Below are 18,335 nucleotides of genomic sequence, written 5' to 3' on the forward strand. Positions count from 1 at the left end.
ACATCATTCGGACCGCGGATCGCAATATGCCTCGGTAGAGTACCAACAACAGCTTAAGGACTACAAAATGATTCCAAGCATGAGTCGCAAAGGCAATTGCTATGACAACGCTTGTATGGAGTCGTTTCATAGCATTCTTAAAAAAGAACTCATTTTCCAAAAGCGATTTCGAACAAAACAACAAGCGTACGACGAGATCTACCGATACATTGAGTTTTTCTATAACCGCAAGCGAATCCACGGTGCGATAGGTTACATGTCACCAGCTCGCTTTGCTGCGCAGTTCAAGAACAAAAAAACGGGATAAGAGTGTCCACTTTCTTGACAGAGGTCCAAAACTACTGCTAAATCGTCGATTGCTACCTGGAACTAGTATGTTATGGAAAATTAGCGATAGAAAATCCTGTTAATCAGGCAAAAGTGGTTTTGAAGCGAACATTAGCAGGAGGAATCGGCGTTATTTACAAATAATCGATCTAATTCTTTACTTGATATGATTGGTTTTTATGTATTAGGCTATTAGAATAGTCGAATTGTAAAAGGAGCCAGGGAAAAGTATGAAACAAAACAAATACGATGATCACAGCTTTTTTGAAAAATACAGCCAAATGGCACGCTCGACAGGGGGGCTGGATGCAGCAGGGGAATGGCCTGCACTTCGCGCGCTGCTTCCCGATTTATCGGGGAAAACCGTGCTTGATCTTGGCTGTGGATACGGCTGGCATTGTCGATATGCGCGTGAGAAAGGGGCTCGTTCCGTTGTAGGAGTGGATCTCTCTGAAAAAATGCTAGAGCGCGCAAAAGAACTAACCGGCGATGAGGCCATTACTTATCGCAGACTTGCGATTGAGGACATCGATTATCCTGCTGGTCAGTTTGATGTGGTGATTTCGTCACTTGCTATTCATTATGTGGAACATTTCGCCGAGCTCTGTCAAAAGGTCTATCATTGCTTAACAGAAGGCGGAAGATTCATCCTTTCCGTCGAACATCCGATCTTCACTTCGCGTGCTGAACAAGATTGGTATTATGGTCCACAAGGCGAACGCCTGCATTGGCCTGTCGACAACTATCAGAATGAGGGACTAAGGCAGGCAAGATTCCTTGAAACAGATGTCATCAAATATCATCGAACGGTGACCACTTATATGAACGCGCTAATCGATGCAGGCTTCAGCATAAATAAGCTGTTTGAGCCTCAACCAACGCAAGAAGCGCTGGACAAGTATCCGGAAATGCGAGACGAGACCCGGCGTCCTATTTTCCTCTTAATTGCAGCATCGAAAAACAACAAATAAGCCCTTTTCTGACGGTTTCATGACCTGGTGCATAATTTTCTTGCTTGTTAAGCCAACTTGGTTATAATTAGTATTGTAAGTTTATACATTAAACAAACTAAGTATAGCGACGAGGAGAATTTGGACATGAACAAGTCAGCACAGCCTAAAGAACCTTTAGTTACGCATATTTACACGGCTGATCCATCTGCCCACGTGTTTGAAGGCAAGTTGTATATTTACCCTTCCCATGATCTTGACCATGATGGACCGTCTAATGATAATGGTGATCAATACGCGATGGAAGATTATCATATTCTCTCCATGGACGATTTTAATTCGCCTTGTGTGGATCATGGCGAGGCTTTGCACCTGAGAGATATTCCATGGGCGAAGCAGCAATTATGGGCGCCAGACGCAGCGTACAAGAACAATACGTATTATCTCTTTTTCCCAGCTCGGGACAAAGAGAATATCTTCAGACTTGGCGTCGCTACAAGCTCAACTCCAGCAGGTCCTTTCAAGGCTGAAGAAAATTATATCCCTGGCAGCTACAGCATTGATCCCGCTGTGTTCATCGACGAGGATAACAAAGCTTATGTTTACTTTGGCGGACTTTGGGGCGGCCAGCTTGAGAAATGGCAGACAGGAACATTTCTTCCTGATGCTAAGGGGCCAGCGGAGAATGAACCAGCTTTGGGACCAAGAGTGGCTGTTTTAAGTGAGGATATGCTCACATTCACAGACGAGCCGCAGGAAATCAAGATTGTGGATGAAGAAGGCAATCCCATTCTTGCAGGGGACGAGGACAGACGATATTTCGAAGGTCCATGGGTTCATAAATACAATGGATATTATTATCTTTCTTATTCGACGGGGACAACACATTGTCTCGTGTATGCGATGAGCGAGCATCCGCAAGGGCCGTATGTTTTCAAAGGGACGATCCTGACGCCAGTTATCGGCTGGACAACGCATCATTCCATCGTTCAATTCGAGGATAAATGGTATTTATTTTATCATGATTGTTCCCTATCGGACGGGGTTAACCATAAACGCTGCGTGAAATACACGGAGCTGAAGTATAACGCAGACGGTACCATCCAAACGATAGACCCTTATAAATAAACAACGATTCCTATAAAACTGCTCCCAATAGTCTAACAAGACTTGAGGGGGCTGTTTTTATTCATGCATAGAATCTCAGTTTTGGATAAAAATACATGGAAGGCAATGATTGGGAAACAAGTAAACTGCAATCATCTAAAGAGGTACAGGGGGCGTATTCGGATGACGATTTGGCAATGGTATAGGCGTCGGAGAAGTCTAGGGCCCCAAAGTCAACAGCCTCCAAAACTCCCACGAGCAGAAACACCAGCCCATCAGTTTTTAGAAAGAAACAAAGACGCAAAAATTAGCCGACAACTCGATGATTCATTGGACTTTGTTCAAAGCATACTTGGCGACAACGATGATTTCATTATGCGCCGTTTTTGCATATGTGACGAGCATCCGGCAGCAGCTTTGTATTTCGCTGACTTAATTGATAAACAGCATTTGAATGATCATATATTGAAGCCCTTGATGTTAACGACCTCAAAGGAATATCCGAGGGCCGATAACCGTTCCATGAGAGATTATCTTTTGAACGATACCTTGTATTCGTGTGAAGGCAGAACAGAAACCGAGCTGGATGAGATCATCCAAGCTATTGTAGAAGGGAAAACCGTCATTTTGGTTGACGGCCTGGCGGATGCTTTTGTATTCAGTACCCGCCAAGTTGACAAGCGTGCAATCTCACAACCGGAAACGGAACAGGTCATCAGGGGAGCCCGAGAAGGTTTTATCGAAATGCTGGGTACGAACTTAGCGCTTCTCCGCTATCGGCTTCCAACACCGGATTTGCGCATTAAAACCATACGGATCGGGCGAATTACGAAATCCAAAGTGGCTCTTTGTTACATCAATGGCATTGTAAATCCAGCACTCGTTGAAGAAGTGTTTAGACGTCTATCGTTGATTGATATTGATGGCGTCCTTGACGCGGGCTATTTGGAGCAATTTATCGAGGATAACCATGTCTCACCGTTTCCGCAGATTCAAAACACAGAACGGCCAGACAAGGCCGTCGCCAATTTGCTGGAAGGCAGGGTGATTCTGTTAGTAGACGGATCACCTTTTGCTCTTATTTTGCCAACCGTCTTCAGTCAATTTTACCAAACGGTGGAGGATTACTCGGAGCGGTATCTCCTCGTTAGTTTCATACGTCTTTCTCGCCTCGTTGCGCTAGTATTCTCGCTGATCTTTCCATCGTTGTATGTGGCTCTGATCTCGTTCAATCCGGAGCTGATTCCAACGGAGTTCGCCGTCGCGGTAGCAGGCGGTAGAGCAGGGGTGCCATTCCCCTCTGTCATTGAAGTATTAATCATGGAAATCTCCATGGAAGTTTTGAGGGAAGCGACGTTGCGGCTTCCACAGCAGGTTGGTGGCGCACTTTCCATTGTTGGTGTGCTCGTTGTTGGACAAGCAGCGGTTGCAGCGGGTTTTATCTCACCGATTACGGTTGTTATCATTGCGTTAACGACGATAGGTTCCTTTGCAACGCCGGCCTACAATGCAGCTCTAGCCCTTAGACTGTTGCGATTCCCGCTTGTGATCTTGTCAGGTATCTTCGGCCTATATGGCGTGATGATCGGATTAATCTTGATCGCCAACCATATGCTTTCCTTGCGTTCATTCGGTGTTCCATACTTGAGCCCGATTGTGCCAGGAAATTTCCAAGGGATGAAAGACACGCTGGCCCGATTACCCCTTTGGTCGATGCCCAAAAGACCTGCGCTTTTACATACACCCAATGACACTCGCCTAAGTAAATTAACGAAAGAAATGAGTGACATACCGGCCAACAATACGTTAGACCCTTTGAAAGTTGGAGATAGGAGGAACGTGACCTATGGAGCATCCTCGCCAGATAACAGTGATTCAAGCCGCGATCATACTGATTAGTACGATTATTGGAGTGGGGGTGCTGGCTCTCTCGCTTTTTGCTGTCCGAGCTGCTGATTCCGGTGCGCCGCTAGTTACATTTCTCGGCTTATTGCTTGGATTAGCAGGTCTTTGGCTGCTAACAAAGCTCGGAATGCGATTTCCTGATCAATCGATTGTTGAATACAGCAAGGAATTAATCGGCAAATGGACGGCAGGCGTATTCAGTGTGTTGATCATTGCTTTCTTTGCTCTAATCACTGCACTGGCAGCACGAGAATTTGGTGAAGTCGTCGTAACGTCCGTTTTGATGAAAACACCGCTTGAAGTGACGGTTATTGTTATGCTGCTGCTAGCAGCTGTTTCCTCGCGCGCGGATATAACCACGTTTACCTATTTCCATCATTTTTATTTCCCGGTCATCGTATTTCCTGGCTTATTGATCGTTGTGCTTTCACTTAAGAATGCGCATTTAGTCAATTTGCTCCCCTTATGGGGAAATGAACCAAGCGGAGTGTCAGGGGGCATCCTCACGATGGCAGCCTTATTTCAAGGCTCCTTTGTCATGACCATTGTCATACCAGCGATGCGGAGGCCCGAGAAGGCCATGATTGCCGGCTATATCGGCATGGGCATTTCAGGGGCTTTATATGTACTGATCGTCATTGCGACAGTTGGTGTATTTGGAGCAGAGGAAATCAAAAAATTAGTGTGGCCAACCTTGGAATTAGCCAAAACAACTTCACTGCCTGCGAACATACTGGAGCGTTTAGATGGGGCTTTTCTAGCTGTATGGGTTACGGCGGTGTTTACGACATTACTGTCTTCCTATTACTTAGCTATTTATTGTACTAGCCAACTCTTACGTCTCAAGGATCACAAAATGTTTACCTTTTTTCTAGTACCCTTTATTTATGTGATGGCGATGTTTCCTCAAAATTTGCTGCAGATGTATGAAATCATTCAAGTTGTCGGGCGCTGGGGATTAGTCTTCACGGTGGTGTATCCATTCATCTTGTTTGTTGTGGCATTGATTCGCAAGAAAAAAAGTCGGGGTGATCAACTTGTGGCAAAATCTGATTAAACAGATTCTTGTTTTCGTGTTGATGGCCCCTTTGCTTTCAGGCTGCTGGGATCGCCTTGAAATCGAAGATCGTGCTGTAGTTTTAGCAATTGGCATCGATGAAGCAAAGCCGGGAGATGAGGAAGAAACTAGCAATGCGACACATATTCTTAAACAAGACCCTAAAACAAATAAAGGATTAATTCGTATCACCGTACAAATTGCTGTACCAGGGCGCATTCCCCTAGGTACAGGAGGCGGCACGGGGGGACCGGCTGATCAAAAACCGGTCTGGGTCTTGACCAGCGTAGGATACACCATCGAGGATTGTTTAATGAATCTGCAACAGCAGCTAGCAGATCGGTTGTTCTATGGCCATTTGCGAGTCATTGTACTGTCGGAGTCTGTCGCCAAAAAAGGGATTCAGAACGAGAATGACTTCTTTCGCCGCCAACCTCAAGTCCGAAGAACGGTCTGGATGGTTGTTTCCAAAGGAGACGCAGCAGACATTATGAATGCCACTCCGCAATTGGAGCGCGTACCCACCTTATATTTGCTTGCGACCTTGGAGCACGCCAGAGAAATGGGTAAGCTGCCCAACATTTTCTTAGGTGTTTTTTTCAGTGCCAGTTCGGCTAAAGGGCAAGAAGGGACTGTTCCCTACTTGGAGTTAAAGAAGGAATCGAATATTGAAATTGCGGGAATGGCTTATTTTAAAAATGATAAAATGGTTGGCACTTCAACTGCTTTGCAAATCGGCCACTATATGGCAATAAAGGAATTGAACCCTGGCGGTTACAGTATCCTTCAGGAAATGCCGGAATCCAATACGTCAGTTATGTTTAAAACCACGCATCGTAAGTCGAAAATAACAACAACCATTAAAAATGGGAAAGTGTTTGCGAGCATAAGATGCCAAGTCGAAGGGGACTTAACGGAAAAATCAAATGAGAAGGTGCTCATGACGAGAAACAATTTGATCAAGCTGGAAGAGAAGATTCAAAAAGATGCTGCGGAGGGATTTAAAAATTTCATCCAGCAGACACAGAAAGACGGGAGCGACATTTTCGGCTTCGGGGAATATGTACGTGCGACTCAACCAGCGTATTGGAACAAGGAAATTAAAACCAAGGAAAAGTGGGAAAGGCAATATAAAGAGATGTCCGTTGATGTCTCGATGCAAGTTAAAATTAGACGGATAGGGACGAAAACGAAGTAAGGAAGGATTCAGCCAATGATCACCTTTAATAATTATACGGTTTTGCTGCTGCTGATCTCCGGATTGCTCGTCTTAGTTTTCGATGTGAAAATTTATACCAAAGCCAACTTGTTGAGGGAGAAAAAAGGGGCTCTATTTGCCGGATGGTTGAATATCAGCTTGGGGGTCCTTTCCTATATTGGATATCTGGTATATGAAAAGTGGTTCTGGAAATAACAGAAGTAAATCACCTCAATAGGGCTGCTAAAGAAGGGATACAGGATGTAGACGGAGAAGAATTACATGTTGTACATCTCTTAGAAAACCGGAGGGGGAGTAGGAATGAAATACCGTCAACTAGGTGATACGGAACTTAGCATTAGTGAAGTTAGCTTTGGCACATGGGCTATCGGTGGGGGCTGGGGACAAGCTAACGATGATGAAGCCATTAAAGGCCTACACCTGGCAATGGATGCAGGGGTTAACTTCTTTGATACAGCTGATGTATATGGATCTGGGCATGCGGAAGAGCTGTTAGCTAAGGCAACTAAAGGAAAAGAAGATGACATTTACATAGCAACAAAATTTTGCCGGGCTGGGGATATTTATGATTCGAAAACGTATTCAGAGGAAAGGGTTCGCCAGTATTGCGAGGATAGCTTGAAAAGGTTGAATCGCGAACGCATCGATCTCTATCAAATTCACTGCCCGCCGCTAGCCATCTTAAAGGACGGTCACGTCTTCGAAGTACTGGATAAGCTCAAAGCTGAAGGGAAAATTCGCCATTACGGCGTTAGTGTCGAGACAGTGGAAGAAGGTTTGTTCGCGCTCAGCAAGCCTGGCGTCAAGGCGCTGCAAGTGATTTATAACCTTTTCCGGCAAAAACCAGCCGAAGCTTTGTTTCCGCAGGCGAAAGCTGCGGGAGTAGGGATTCTAGTCAGACTCCCGCTAGCCAGTGGCTTGCTGACCGGGAAATTCACGGAAACGAGCACATTCGCTGCGGATGATCACCGGAATTTCAATGCGGATGGCGCACAGTTCAACGTAGGCGAGACGTTTGCCGGGCTTCCATTTACCAAGGGAGTGGAGCTAGCAAGGGAACTGGCATGGATCGCAGAAGGCCGCGGCAACATGGCGCAAGCTTCTATGCGCTGGATTTTGGACAATCCTGATCTTACATGTGTGATTCCAGGCTTCAAAAACGAACGTCAAGTCGTAGATAACCTCGGAACGGAGCAGACGCCATCCTTTCGTGAGGAAGAGCTGGCTCGTCTTCATACCTTTTATGAGGATAAGGTCAAAGACTACATTCGGGGGCCTTATTAGAAGATGATGTTTCCATGATTGAATTTATTAAAGACTTTATCTTAAATATTTTCTTAATTTTTTCTCCGCTTGTTGTTTATCCTTATTTGTATAAATCACAAAGTCATAGCATGAAGTACCGGCTGTGGCTTTGCTTTTTTTTCACAATAGCCATTGGGTTCGCGATGTCAATTCCGGTAAATATGAATGGTTTGATCTATGATTTTCGTTCCATTCCGCTGATTGTCGGCTCCCTGTATGGCGGAATTTATGTTTCGATGTTCCTGTATGCTGCAATTATTGTTGTCCGCTACCTTCTCGGAAATCCAAATAATTTCATTTATGCCGTTTCGCTTATTCCAACAATTATTTTTGTAGCCTTGCTGCTAAAAAGATACCGGCAATTGAGTCTAATCAATAAAATCGTTTCTGCCATAATTGTTTGTATCGCGGTTAAAATCGTAAGCTTTCTTATCTATTTAACGAGCGTGGGTAAGCTGGATCTTTTCACAGCCAATCTAATCTCCTCATCCCAGACTTATATTCTGCAAAGTATTGTAATAAGCGTCTTTATTTATCTGATCGAGTTTCAGCAAAAGTATATTCATATGCAGGAAGAAGCCGTCCATGGTGAGAAAATGAGGATTGTCAGCGAGATGGCGGCTTCCGTCGCCCATGAAATTAGAAATCCGCTCACGGCGGTGAGAGGTTTTATTCAACTCATGGGAGTGCCACATTTGGCCCCGTCGAAGCTCCAATTTTATCAGCAAATCTCACTGGAAGAATTAGATCGTGCACAAGTCATCATTAGTGACTACTTGGCCATCGCAAAGCCTGAGCCGGAGAAAGACGAGCTAATCCTTATGAAAGATGAAGTGCAGTACGTTTCTCAGGTACTATTAACGATTGCGAATTATAACGATGTCAAAATTGATGTGACCTTGCAGGATGGTCAAATGTTCATCCATGGGGACCGGAATAAGCTCAGACAAGCGCTGATTAATATCGGAAAAAATGCCATTGAGGCGATGTCGAAAAGCGGTGGCGTTTTAGAAATTGGACTAAAAGAACAGAACCATAAAATGATTATAACAATACGTGATAACGGAATTGGCATGACGAAGGAACAAATTAGCCGACTCGGCACGCCGTATTTTTCCACCAAAGAAAAAGGCACTGGCCTTGGTACGATGGTCTCATTCAGTCTTATTCAAGCTATGAAGGGGAAAATAAATATGACAAGTGAAGTAGGCAAAGGGACGGAATTTAAAATCTCCTTTCCAGCAGATCCGCGAGGATTTGAATAATAAGTTACTTGAGGAGCTTGCCAGGGGCAGCTCTTTTTTTGTTTATTCCGATGATACGAATGATTGAGAAAAAGTTCCGATCTCAGCTACGCAGGCACGTGAGCAGATGATTCATACAATCCAATCAACTTAAAGAAACTTTTACAAATGCCCTTGACAGTTGTCACGATTTGGAATGATAATAAAAACGACTGAGTAGTCATTTTGAAGAAATTGAAAAGATGAGGAGGATTTCAATGACTAAACACCAAGACAATTTAACGAAATATGCGTCTTTGGCCATACAACTAGGAATTAATGTGCAGCCGGGACAAACACTAGTCATTTTCGCACCTCTAGTATCGGTGGATTTTGTACGCTTGCTGGTAAAACGCGCTTACGAAATAGGAGCAAAGCATGTGTATGTGGAGTGGTTTGACAGTGAAATTACTCGCTTGAAATATGAATTGGCGCCATTCGAAGCCCTACTTGAACACCCGATGTGGCAGGCAAAAGGCTATGAAGAACTAGCAAGCCAAAATGCTGCTTTCCTATATGTCTCTGCGAATAACCCAGATCTTATGAATGGTATTGATCCCAAACGCCTTCAAACCGCTAGCAAAACATCAAGCACAGCAACAAAAGGGCTGACGATGGCAAGATTAACGAACAAAGTCAGTTGGACGATTGTCGCTGTTCCAACGCCAGCTTGGGCGGATAAAGTCTTCCCTTCACTCCCGAAAGAGGAGCGTGTTGATGCCTTATGGAGCGCTATCTTTCAAGCAACGCGGGTTGACAAAGAGGATCCAATTGAGGAATGGAGAAATCATGCCAATACGCTGCTTTCCAAATCTGATTTGCTGAATCAGAAGCAGTATAAAGCGCTGCATTACCGCGCGGAAGGTACGGACATTACGGTCACATTGCCACAGGACCATTTATGGGTATCGGCCGGCAGCAATAATCAGCACGGAGATAGCTTTATCGCGAATATGCCGACAGAAGAAGTGTTTACATCTCCTTTTCGGTCTGGTGTTAATGGTATCGTAAGAAGCACGAAGCCGCTCAGCTATAACGGCGTACTTATCGAAAATTTCTCCCTAACCTTTGCAGAGGGGAAGATCATTGATTTTCGAGCGGAAAAAGGTGAAGAGATGCTGCGAAGTCTCGTTGAGATGGATGAAGGCTCTCATTATTTGGGGGAGATTGCGCTTGTGCCGCATCGCTCGCCGATCTCTGATATGAATCTAGTCTTCTACAATACCTTATATGATGAAAACGCCTCCTGCCATTTTGCGATCGGCCGGGCATTCCCGTTTTGCTTGAAAGATGGCGTAACGATGAGCGGTGAAGAACTGCTGAAACGTGGCTTAAACGAAAGTTTGACACATGTAGATTTTATGATGGGTTCGGCCGATATGGACATCGACGGGATCAAGAAGAATGGTGAAGTAGAGCCGTTATTCCGCAGCGGGGAATGGGTAATTTAGAAGAAAACGGAGGAGCAGCATGTCACCGAAAGTTACGCAAGCCTACAAAGAAGAGAAAAAGGCGATCATTCTAGAGGGAGCGCTCCACTGTTTTACGGAAAAAGGCTTCCAGGCTACGACGATAGATGATATTGTACGGCATTTGGGGATTAGCAAAGGCGCTATTTATAGCTATTTTGCCAGTAAGGAAGAAATGTATATCCAAATGGCCGACGATAAAATGAATGCCATGTTGGAGAATTCTACAGAGCTCTTCAAGAGCATGCCAAGCGCTGCGGATCAAATCCGCTACATGTATAGCCGGTTTCGCGGCCAATCGCTGACGGAACTTCGCAAATGGATGGCTTTTCATCTGGAGTTTATGCTGTATGCTGCGCGCCAACCTCAGTTAACGCTGCGATGGAATGAGTACGCTGACAAAGCCTTAGTGTTTATTAAGGAGATCATAGATGGCGGCAAGTTAACAGGTGAATTTCGTGCGGATCTGGATAGCGCGGCGGCATCTCGGTTATTCTGGTCAATCCGGGATGGCCTAGCGCTGCACTACATGTTAAGTGGCGAGGAAGCCGACTATAAGCGCACTATTGACGATATGGAAAGTATGGTATTCCGCTATATCATGGGATAACTCTTGAACCGAAGGAGGATAGCTATGATTTTCAAAAGAATGAGCGAAATGTCTGCGGAAGATATGGTGGGGCTTTGGAATAAAGGCTTCGAAGGGTATTTTCTCAATAGTACATTGGATATGAGCAAATTTATGGCAAGAACCGTTAATGAAGGTCTCTCCTTGGAGGATTCGTTGGTGATGTGTGAAAATGAAGAGCCGATTGGATTCGTCATGAACGGATTTCGCACCATAGAAGGGAAAAAAGTGGCATGGAACGGCGGTACCGGGATTGTTCCTGACTATAGGGGGAAAGGATTCGGAAAACACCTGATGACTAGAAACCTGCAATTATATCAAGAGCAGGATGTAGACATTGCCTTACTTGAAGCGCTTGTACAAAATGAAGCTGCTATTAAACTTTACCAGAAAGTTGGCTACGAGATTATTGAACAGCTTATCTGCTTGCAGCATACGGGAGAGCTCAATGTTAGAGTGCTGGAATCAAAATTCCAAGGACGTTATACTTTGCATCGGGGACATCCTGTTGAAGTTATTGCTGTGCCATTCAATAGGCCGATGTCTGCATGGCAGACTCAATGGGCTAGTATGAAAGGCGGCGAAAGCATAATCGTAACCGATGCTGAGGAAGTGGTTGGTTATGCGCTATTCAAGCGAGTTTATGCGGAAAATGGCAGCTTGTCATCGTTCGTGCTCTATCAATGTGAAGCACTTCCAGGACGCGAGGATGAAACTGAGATTCTGAAAGCGGCTTTAAGGGAAGTATTCGCGCCACTTACCTCTACATGTACACGATTAACGATGAATATTAGACATTCCAATGAGGCGTTAAATGGGCTGCTTGCGGGATTAGGGTTCACATCTTTTGTCCGGCAGGTGCACATGCTGCGACATATTTGAATGTTCCGCTAGCTCGGAACATTTGAACCTGACGTATTAGTTTGGCATGGGGCGCATATGAATCGTTATGAGATGAAAAACGATGAGATGGAGGGGTACCCTATGTCTTTTTTTGATAAGGTCAAACAAGGTGCAACGGATGCCGCGAAGAAAGCTCAGCAAACTGTTGAGCTGACGAAGCTAAAAGCGCAAGTTTCTACCAAGGAGAAGGAGATAGAGAAATTTTATAATCTCATTGGAGAATCCGTGTATACGGCTTATATGTCGGGAGATATAGCCCGCGCTGGCGAGATTGTAGAGAGATTCAGTCTTGGTATCGACGCAGTTAAGCAAGAAATTGCCGCCTTGGATCAAAAAATCATTGAGTTGCGCAATGAGAAAGAGTGCGTCTGCGGTAAAGTCGTTGTGGCCGACACCAAATTCTGCTCGGCGTGTGGCCATCAGTTTTAGGAGAGAGGAGACAGTCTGTTGAGACTGTCTTTTTTGTTGCTTTTACCGACCGTGCACCATTGCATAACCCTATGTACTATACAGTCAACCTTCACCTTAACAACTAAAAACAAATTTCAATAAAACCTAGCGAGAATTTCGCTTAGGCTTTCCTTGAGGGAGCTGGTCTACCGAGTTATAGGGATTGCTTGAGAATAACGCCGAATACTCCTGTTAATGGCCTAATTTGGAGCCTGTTTGACAAAGTAACTGGAATTACTCCCGCTAATCGGAGCGAATAGAACGATTTCGGCTATAGATCAATGATTTTAGCAGGCGTTTCTACTGTTAATTCGTTCCCCGAACCGGCACAGAGCAGATTAACGGTAGGTATTCCCTCTATTGCTGCAGCGAAGCGAACTTGGGTCTTTTGATTTGGGTCTAATTTCGTTTTTCACACTTAGTTGAAGGGATATTCTGTAACATAGGGAATTAATGTAAATGCTAAGAATCGAAAGAACCTATGATCTTGGATAGGATGCGAAAGGCAAGTCTTTGGAGCCAGGCAATTGGATGGAAACAAGAGGCAATCGACAGATAAAAGAAATTCAAAAAGGAGTCCTAAAATGTCTGATTATTACTGGGATAACAAAATTGAATATTTAAGAAACACGAGGGATTTATATTACAACGATGACTACTTGGAGTTCCTAGTGAAGATAGTTTGGAAAATCACTCATCCAGTGAACGTCATCGATAATGGTTGTGGCTATGGATATTTGGGGCTGAAGCTGTTACCGCTTTTATCTGAGGGTTCAACAAAATGTTCAATGAGAATTCGATGTTAACTTATGCTCCTAACATGAAGATTTCATTTGGTGTGGTGAAAAGATGAACACAGAAAGTAAAAGGCTTTTTAGAAAACCGATCATAGCTGGGGCTACAGGCTGGGCGATCTTACTATTTTCCGTTTCTACCTGCTACCTTATTAGGCTATTTTCCAACCAATATTCGACCTTGATCTTCTGCTCATTTTTCTTTCTTATATTTCTCGTGGTTTGGACTGTAGTCTCAATATTTGGTATTCTTCAGGGTTTAGTGGATTACAAAGAGTTGAAGTATATGAAACCTTATCTACAACATACCGAAGTTAAGAAGCGGAAGACACTTTTTGTGATTGGACTGCTAGTAAATTTATTATTGATCTTGTGCAACAGCACGTTGATTTTCTGGCTATACAAACTATGGCAAAAGATTTTCCCATAAAATACCGTCTGTTAATCCAGGACAAGCATGACAAAATTGTACTGAAAAACAAAACGAAGAATTCTATTCGTAACCATATTGACACAATGTAAGGGTATACATTAATATTTAAGAAAGCTCAGGAAAACGTTTGGGCAAGAATTTGGATCATGGTTTTGGATAAAAAGGAGCTGTCACTATGCCTACACTTAAGGATATCGCTGATTTAGTGGGCGTCTCCATTTCAACAGCCTCGCGGGTCGTAAGGAATGATACTAGCAGGCATATTAATCCCGAGACAAGGGCCAAAGTATGGGAGGCCGTTCGTCAGCTCGATTACACGCCGAACGAGTCAGCACGCCATCTTGTGAATAAGCAGAAGACCGAGAAGAGACAAACCAAACAAATCGGGTGCATTATTCAAACGGCACGACTCAATGACGATCATCCCTACTATTCGCCCATTATTACGGCTTTTACGAAAAAGATTTTGGAATCAGGCTATTCGTTAGCCTTCATACATACCTCAGGCGAGCTTGCGGACGATGCTCTGCTGCATCGCTGCATCCATGATATTCAAGTGGATGGCATCATCATCGTAGGCGAAGTTGGGCCGGCAATTCTTGACTACATGCAAAAAGTTGAGGATCTAGTCTTGATTGGCATTTGCACCAATGGGACTGAGATTACGATGGTGGACTACGACCGTATCCACGCTGCCAAATCGGCTGTCGATCATCTCATTGCACAGGGTCACCGTTCAATCGGATTTGTCGGCGGGCCAGGACATACGGGTGAGCTCAACAGTGAAGAGCGGTTCCAAGGCTACAAATTCGCGATGTATGATGCGGGTATTCCCTTACACAAAGACTGGGTGATAGACACCCGTTGGGAAATTGACCGCAGTTATGAATACGTGAAGGAGCAATTGAGACGGTCAGATGTGGAGCGTCCAACGGCGATTTTTTCGGCAAGCGATCAATTGGCCATTCCAGCTATGCGTGCTGTGATCGAGAGTCAGCTGCGAATTCCTGAGGATATCGCCTTCATCTCGATGGATAATATTGATTTCGCGCAATACACAACACCGCCACTTTCTTCGGTGCATGTGCCGAAAGTCGAGATCGGCATGACGGCCGCCGCAACCTTGTTGGAAATGTTAAAAGGAGAGCAGCTGGCTTTATCCAAAGTATTGCTGCCACATAAAGTAATTGTGAGAGAATCGTCCACATTTAGTAGAAACTAATTTTTTTTAACTTTCTGGATAACGTTATCCTGAGTTTGGCGCCAAATATATTCACTACTTCAAGGAGGTGAAATCAGCTTTTACGGATTCCAATTTTAGCAGGGTCATGTTTCTTTCAAAAATATAAAAAAAGGGTGATTGCGAAATGGTAAAGAATGCAAAAAAGGTCGTCTGCTTAGCAATGTTGATGTCTTCCATGGTTGTTGCAAGTGCGTGCGGTAGTTCAACTACATCTGATCCCGTCTCATCCGGAACGCCAGCAAGTGATGCAAAAGCAACTGCTGCGGCTAGCGGTGAAAAAGTAACCATTACCTACGGCGGTTGGGGTTTGGATACGATGACGGAGGTCATCAAAGCCTTTCAAGCCAGTCATCCGAACATTGAAGTAAAAGCAGAGAATACACCGTATAAGCAATATTTCACCAAATTGGAAACAGCGGCACAGGGCGGAACGATGCCTGATGTCCTATGGATGAACGGTCCGAATTTTATCAAGTATGCTGAAAATAAAATGTTAATGGATTTGTCCGAAACCATTAAAAAGGACCAAGTGGATCTCAAAAATTATCCGACTTCACTCGTTTCCCTTTACAGCCTTGGCGGCAAAAACTACGGAATTCCCAAGGACTATGACACCATTGGATTATGGTACAACAAGAAGCTTTTCGATGAAAAAGGCATTTCTTATCCAGACAGCACGTGGGATTGGAATAAGTTAACGGAAGCTGCTAAAAAGCTAACCGACCCTGGCAAAGGTATCTACGGCTTCGCAGCGCCAATGATGAATCAAGAGGTTTACTATAATACGATTCTTCAAGCGGGGGGCACCATTATCTCCGATGATCACAAAAAGTCGGGTTATGATCAGCCAGAAGCGATTGAAGGCTTGAAATTTTTAACGGATCTCATTCAAGTACATAAAGTATCGCCTACATTGGCGCAAATGACAGAAACGGCTCCTTCGGACTTGTTTACTTCCGGCAAGCTGGCCATGTATTTCGACGGTTCATGGGCAACCTTCACGATTAATCAGAATGCCGATATGAAAAATAATGCCGATGTTGCTCCACTGCCAAAAGGGAAGAAGCAAGGCGTTGTCATTCACGGATTAGGCCATGTCATCTCTGCCAATTCCAAGCATCCGAAAGAGGCATGGGAATTTGTGAAATTCCTTGGCTCGAAGGAAGCTGCAGAAGTTGCTGCTAAGCAAGGCGGAGCAATCCCGGCTTTCAAAGGCTCAGAAACAGCTTGGTTAGCGGCATTCCCGCAATACCACGCCAAAGCTTTCATCGATATGACAGAGTATGCTTCCCCTTACCCGGTATCCAAGAATACATCCGTATGGACAACCTATGAAACCGAGATTTTGAAGAATGCATGGACAGGAGATAAACCGGTAGCTGACGCAGCCAAAGAGCTCGGCGCCAAAATGAATCAAGCGCTAGCTGCAGAAAAATAAGCTTGCGGTGCGAAGGTTCGCTTGCTCGTGGAGCGAATCTTCCTCCTTACTACACTCATGGGAGCGTGAGTACTCATGCGAATCAGCTCGAAACGCCGGTCCGATTGGATGTGGGCGTACATCATGATCACACCTTTTATGCTTGGATTGCTCGTTTTCTACATTTGGCCTGTGTTTCAAACCTTTTATTTTTCTTTTACGGATTGGGGTTCATTCGGCAAGTATACATGGTCTGGGTTGGCGAATTATAAGCAGCTATTTACGGATAAAAATCTGCTTTATGCCTTTCGGAATACAGGAATCTACATTATAACGGCGGTCCCGGTCGGCATTATTTTATCTATCATATTAGCTGTTTTACTGAATCAAAAAGTAAAGGGGCTATCGGTTTATAGAACCCTATACTTTCTTCCTGTCGTCACGATGCCTGCAGCGGTTGCGATGGTGTGGAAGTGGTTGTACAATTCCGACTTTGGACTGATTAACTTTGTGCTCAGCAAATTGTCCATTACTGGACCGCACTGGCTGACGGATAATCGCACGGCTTTACTATCTATCATTATCGTTGCTATTTGGAGTTCCATTGGCTCTCATATGATTATCTTTTTATCCGGCCTTCAAGGCATTTCGGAGTCCTATTATGAAGCCGCATCAATCGATGGGGCAGGTTCTTTCACCAAATTCAACCGAATTACGCTGCCACTATTAACACCGACGATTTTTTTCGTCATGGTAACATCCCTCATTGGTGCGTTCCAGGTTTTTGATTACATTTATATGATGGTTGGCGAAATTGTCATGGAATCTACGCAGTCGATTGTTTTCCTATACTACAAATACGGGTTTCTCAAAAATGCCAAGGGGTACGCCTCTTCGATTGCCGTCATGCTGTTCATCATTATCATGCTGATTACGTATATTCAAATGAAAATTCAGAAGAAATGGGTTCACTACGAATGAGAGGGGCGAGTGTATGAATACGAAACCAGTCAATCAGAAATCGCTTCGGATCGGCGGAATCCATCTTATCCTCATATTAGGTGCAATTATCATGGTTACGCCATTTATTTGGATGTTTCTTACATCAGTCAAAACTTTAGGAGAGTCAACGGCCATTCCTCCCGTTTTGCTGCCAAAAGCTTTTCAATGGAGCAACTATGCGAAGGTCTTTGTAAACTTGCCGTTTTTTACTTTCTATTGGAATACATTCATTACAACCTTAATTAAGGTGATAGGCCAGCTTATTATCTGCTCGTTAGCGGCATATGCTTTTGCAAGAATAGCTTTTCCTGGGCGTCACTTCTTTTTCATCCTGATGTTGTCCGTGCTCATGGTTCCTGGGCAAGTGTTCCTTATTCCGCAGTATATGATTATGAAAGATCTCGGCTGGTTGAACTCTTTGACAGCACTGATTGTACCTGGTTTATTTAGTGCTTTCGGGACATTTTTGCTGCGCCAATTTTTTATGACGCTGCCTAATGAGCTGGAAGAAGCCGCGAAGCTGGACGGCTGCAACCAGTTCCGAATTTATTGGCAAATCATGATGCCGCTTGCGAAATCCGGGATGATTGCGTTGGCAATTTTCACAATGCTGTGGTCATGGAACGATTTGATGTGGCCGCTGATCGTTAATTCCTCACCGGATAAAATGGTGCTTTCCGCAGGAATCGCTTTCCTAGAAGGGGAGCACAAAACGAATTACACGATCATTATGGCAGGCTCTATGATGGCGATTTTGCCAATGATCATCATTTTCTTTGTGTTCCAACGCTCCTTTATTCAAGGGATTGCATTCACAGGAAGTAAGTCTTAAAGTTTGACATA

17 protein-coding genes and 1 pseudogene are annotated in these 18,335 nt (G+C 44.3%); all 18 read left to right on the forward strand.

Annotated elements, in window-relative coordinates:
* Nucleotides 1-307 (forward strand): transposase (locus tag AC58UW_RS22170; RefSeq protein ID WP_497422772.1); only part of this gene is annotated, 307 nt, incomplete at its 5' end.
* A 250-nt stretch (nt 308-557) separates the two neighbouring features.
* On the forward strand, nt 558-1,298 hold the full coding sequence (locus tag AC58UW_RS22175; protein WP_497422773.1) for a class I SAM-dependent methyltransferase: 741 nt from the start codon (nt 558-560) through the stop codon (nt 1,296-1,298).
* Between the two features lie 126 nt (nt 1,299-1,424).
* Nucleotides 1,425-2,405, forward strand: a complete 981-nt coding sequence (locus AC58UW_RS22180; protein WP_497422774.1) for a glycoside hydrolase family 43 protein — start codon at nt 1,425-1,427, stop codon at nt 2,403-2,405.
* Nucleotides 2,406-2,567: 162 nt separating this feature from the next.
* Complete coding sequence (locus tag AC58UW_RS22185) at nt 2,568-4,283, forward strand: spore germination protein (RefSeq protein WP_497422775.1); 1,716 nt, start codon at nt 2,568-2,570, stop codon at nt 4,281-4,283.
* Nucleotides 4,231-5,346 carry a GerAB/ArcD/ProY family transporter gene (locus AC58UW_RS22190; RefSeq protein ID WP_497422776.1) on the forward strand — a complete coding sequence of 372 codons (1,116 nt, stop codon included), beginning with the start codon at nt 4,231-4,233 and terminating at the stop codon, nt 5,344-5,346. The genes AC58UW_RS22185 and AC58UW_RS22190 overlap by 53 nt, the downstream gene beginning before the upstream one ends.
* Nucleotides 5,327-6,544 (forward strand): Ger(x)C family spore germination protein, encoded by a 1,218-nt coding sequence (locus tag AC58UW_RS22195; protein WP_497422777.1) that lies wholly within the window; start codon nt 5,327-5,329, stop codon nt 6,542-6,544. The genes AC58UW_RS22190 and AC58UW_RS22195 overlap by 20 nt, the downstream gene beginning before the upstream one ends.
* A 15-nt stretch (nt 6,545-6,559) precedes the next feature.
* Nucleotides 6,560-6,760 carry a CLC_0170 family protein gene (locus AC58UW_RS22200; protein ID WP_497422778.1) on the forward strand — a complete coding sequence of 67 codons (201 nt, stop codon included), beginning with the start codon at nt 6,560-6,562 and terminating at the stop codon, nt 6,758-6,760.
* A 105-nt stretch (nt 6,761-6,865) separates the two neighbouring features.
* On the forward strand, nt 6,866-7,849 hold the full coding sequence (locus AC58UW_RS22205; protein ID WP_497422779.1) for an aldo/keto reductase: 984 nt from the start codon (nt 6,866-6,868) through the stop codon (nt 7,847-7,849).
* A 14-nt stretch (nt 7,850-7,863) separates the two neighbouring features.
* The gene (locus AC58UW_RS22210) at nt 7,864-9,135 is read left to right on the forward strand and encodes an ATP-binding protein (protein ID WP_497422780.1); all 1,272 of its coding nucleotides are present in this window, start codon (nt 7,864-7,866) and stop codon (nt 9,133-9,135) included.
* A gap of 236 nt (nt 9,136-9,371) precedes the next feature.
* Nucleotides 9,372-10,604, forward strand: coding sequence for an aminopeptidase (locus AC58UW_RS22215; RefSeq protein ID WP_497422781.1), 1,233 nt, complete (start codon nt 9,372-9,374; stop codon nt 10,602-10,604).
* Nucleotides 10,605-10,623: 19 nt separating this feature from the next.
* Nucleotides 10,624-11,232 carry a TetR/AcrR family transcriptional regulator gene (locus tag AC58UW_RS22220; protein WP_497422782.1) on the forward strand — a complete coding sequence of 203 codons (609 nt, stop codon included), beginning with the start codon at nt 10,624-10,626 and terminating at the stop codon, nt 11,230-11,232.
* Nucleotides 11,233-11,256: 24 nt separating this feature from the next.
* On the forward strand, nt 11,257-12,132 hold the full coding sequence (locus tag AC58UW_RS22225; protein ID WP_497422783.1) for a GNAT family N-acetyltransferase: 876 nt from the start codon (nt 11,257-11,259) through the stop codon (nt 12,130-12,132).
* Nucleotides 12,133-12,234: 102 nt separating this feature from the next.
* Nucleotides 12,235-12,582, forward strand: a complete 348-nt coding sequence (locus AC58UW_RS22230) for a hypothetical protein (RefSeq protein ID WP_497422784.1) — start codon at nt 12,235-12,237, stop codon at nt 12,580-12,582.
* Nucleotides 12,583-13,187: 605 nt separating this feature from the next.
* Nucleotides 13,188-13,379: pseudogene (locus AC58UW_RS22235) on the forward strand (methyltransferase); the annotation flags it as partial.
* Nucleotides 13,380-14,005: 626 nt separating this feature from the next.
* Nucleotides 14,006-15,052 carry a LacI family DNA-binding transcriptional regulator gene (locus AC58UW_RS22240; protein WP_497422785.1) on the forward strand — a complete coding sequence of 349 codons (1,047 nt, stop codon included), beginning with the start codon at nt 14,006-14,008 and terminating at the stop codon, nt 15,050-15,052.
* Nucleotides 15,053-15,197: 145 nt separating this feature from the next.
* Complete coding sequence (locus AC58UW_RS22245) at nt 15,198-16,511, forward strand: ABC transporter substrate-binding protein (protein ID WP_497422786.1); 1,314 nt, start codon at nt 15,198-15,200, stop codon at nt 16,509-16,511.
* A gap of 75 nt (nt 16,512-16,586) precedes the next feature.
* Nucleotides 16,587-17,471, forward strand: coding sequence for a carbohydrate ABC transporter permease (locus AC58UW_RS22250; RefSeq protein WP_497422787.1), 885 nt, complete (start codon nt 16,587-16,589; stop codon nt 17,469-17,471).
* 13 nt (nt 17,472-17,484) lie between these two features.
* Nucleotides 17,485-18,324 carry a carbohydrate ABC transporter permease gene (locus AC58UW_RS22255; RefSeq protein ID WP_497422788.1) on the forward strand — a complete coding sequence of 280 codons (840 nt, stop codon included), beginning with the start codon at nt 17,485-17,487 and terminating at the stop codon, nt 18,322-18,324.
* Nucleotides 18,325-18,335 lie beyond the last annotated feature (11 nt).

The sequence above is a fragment of the Paenibacillus sp. J22R160 genome, from assembly GCF_059692135.1.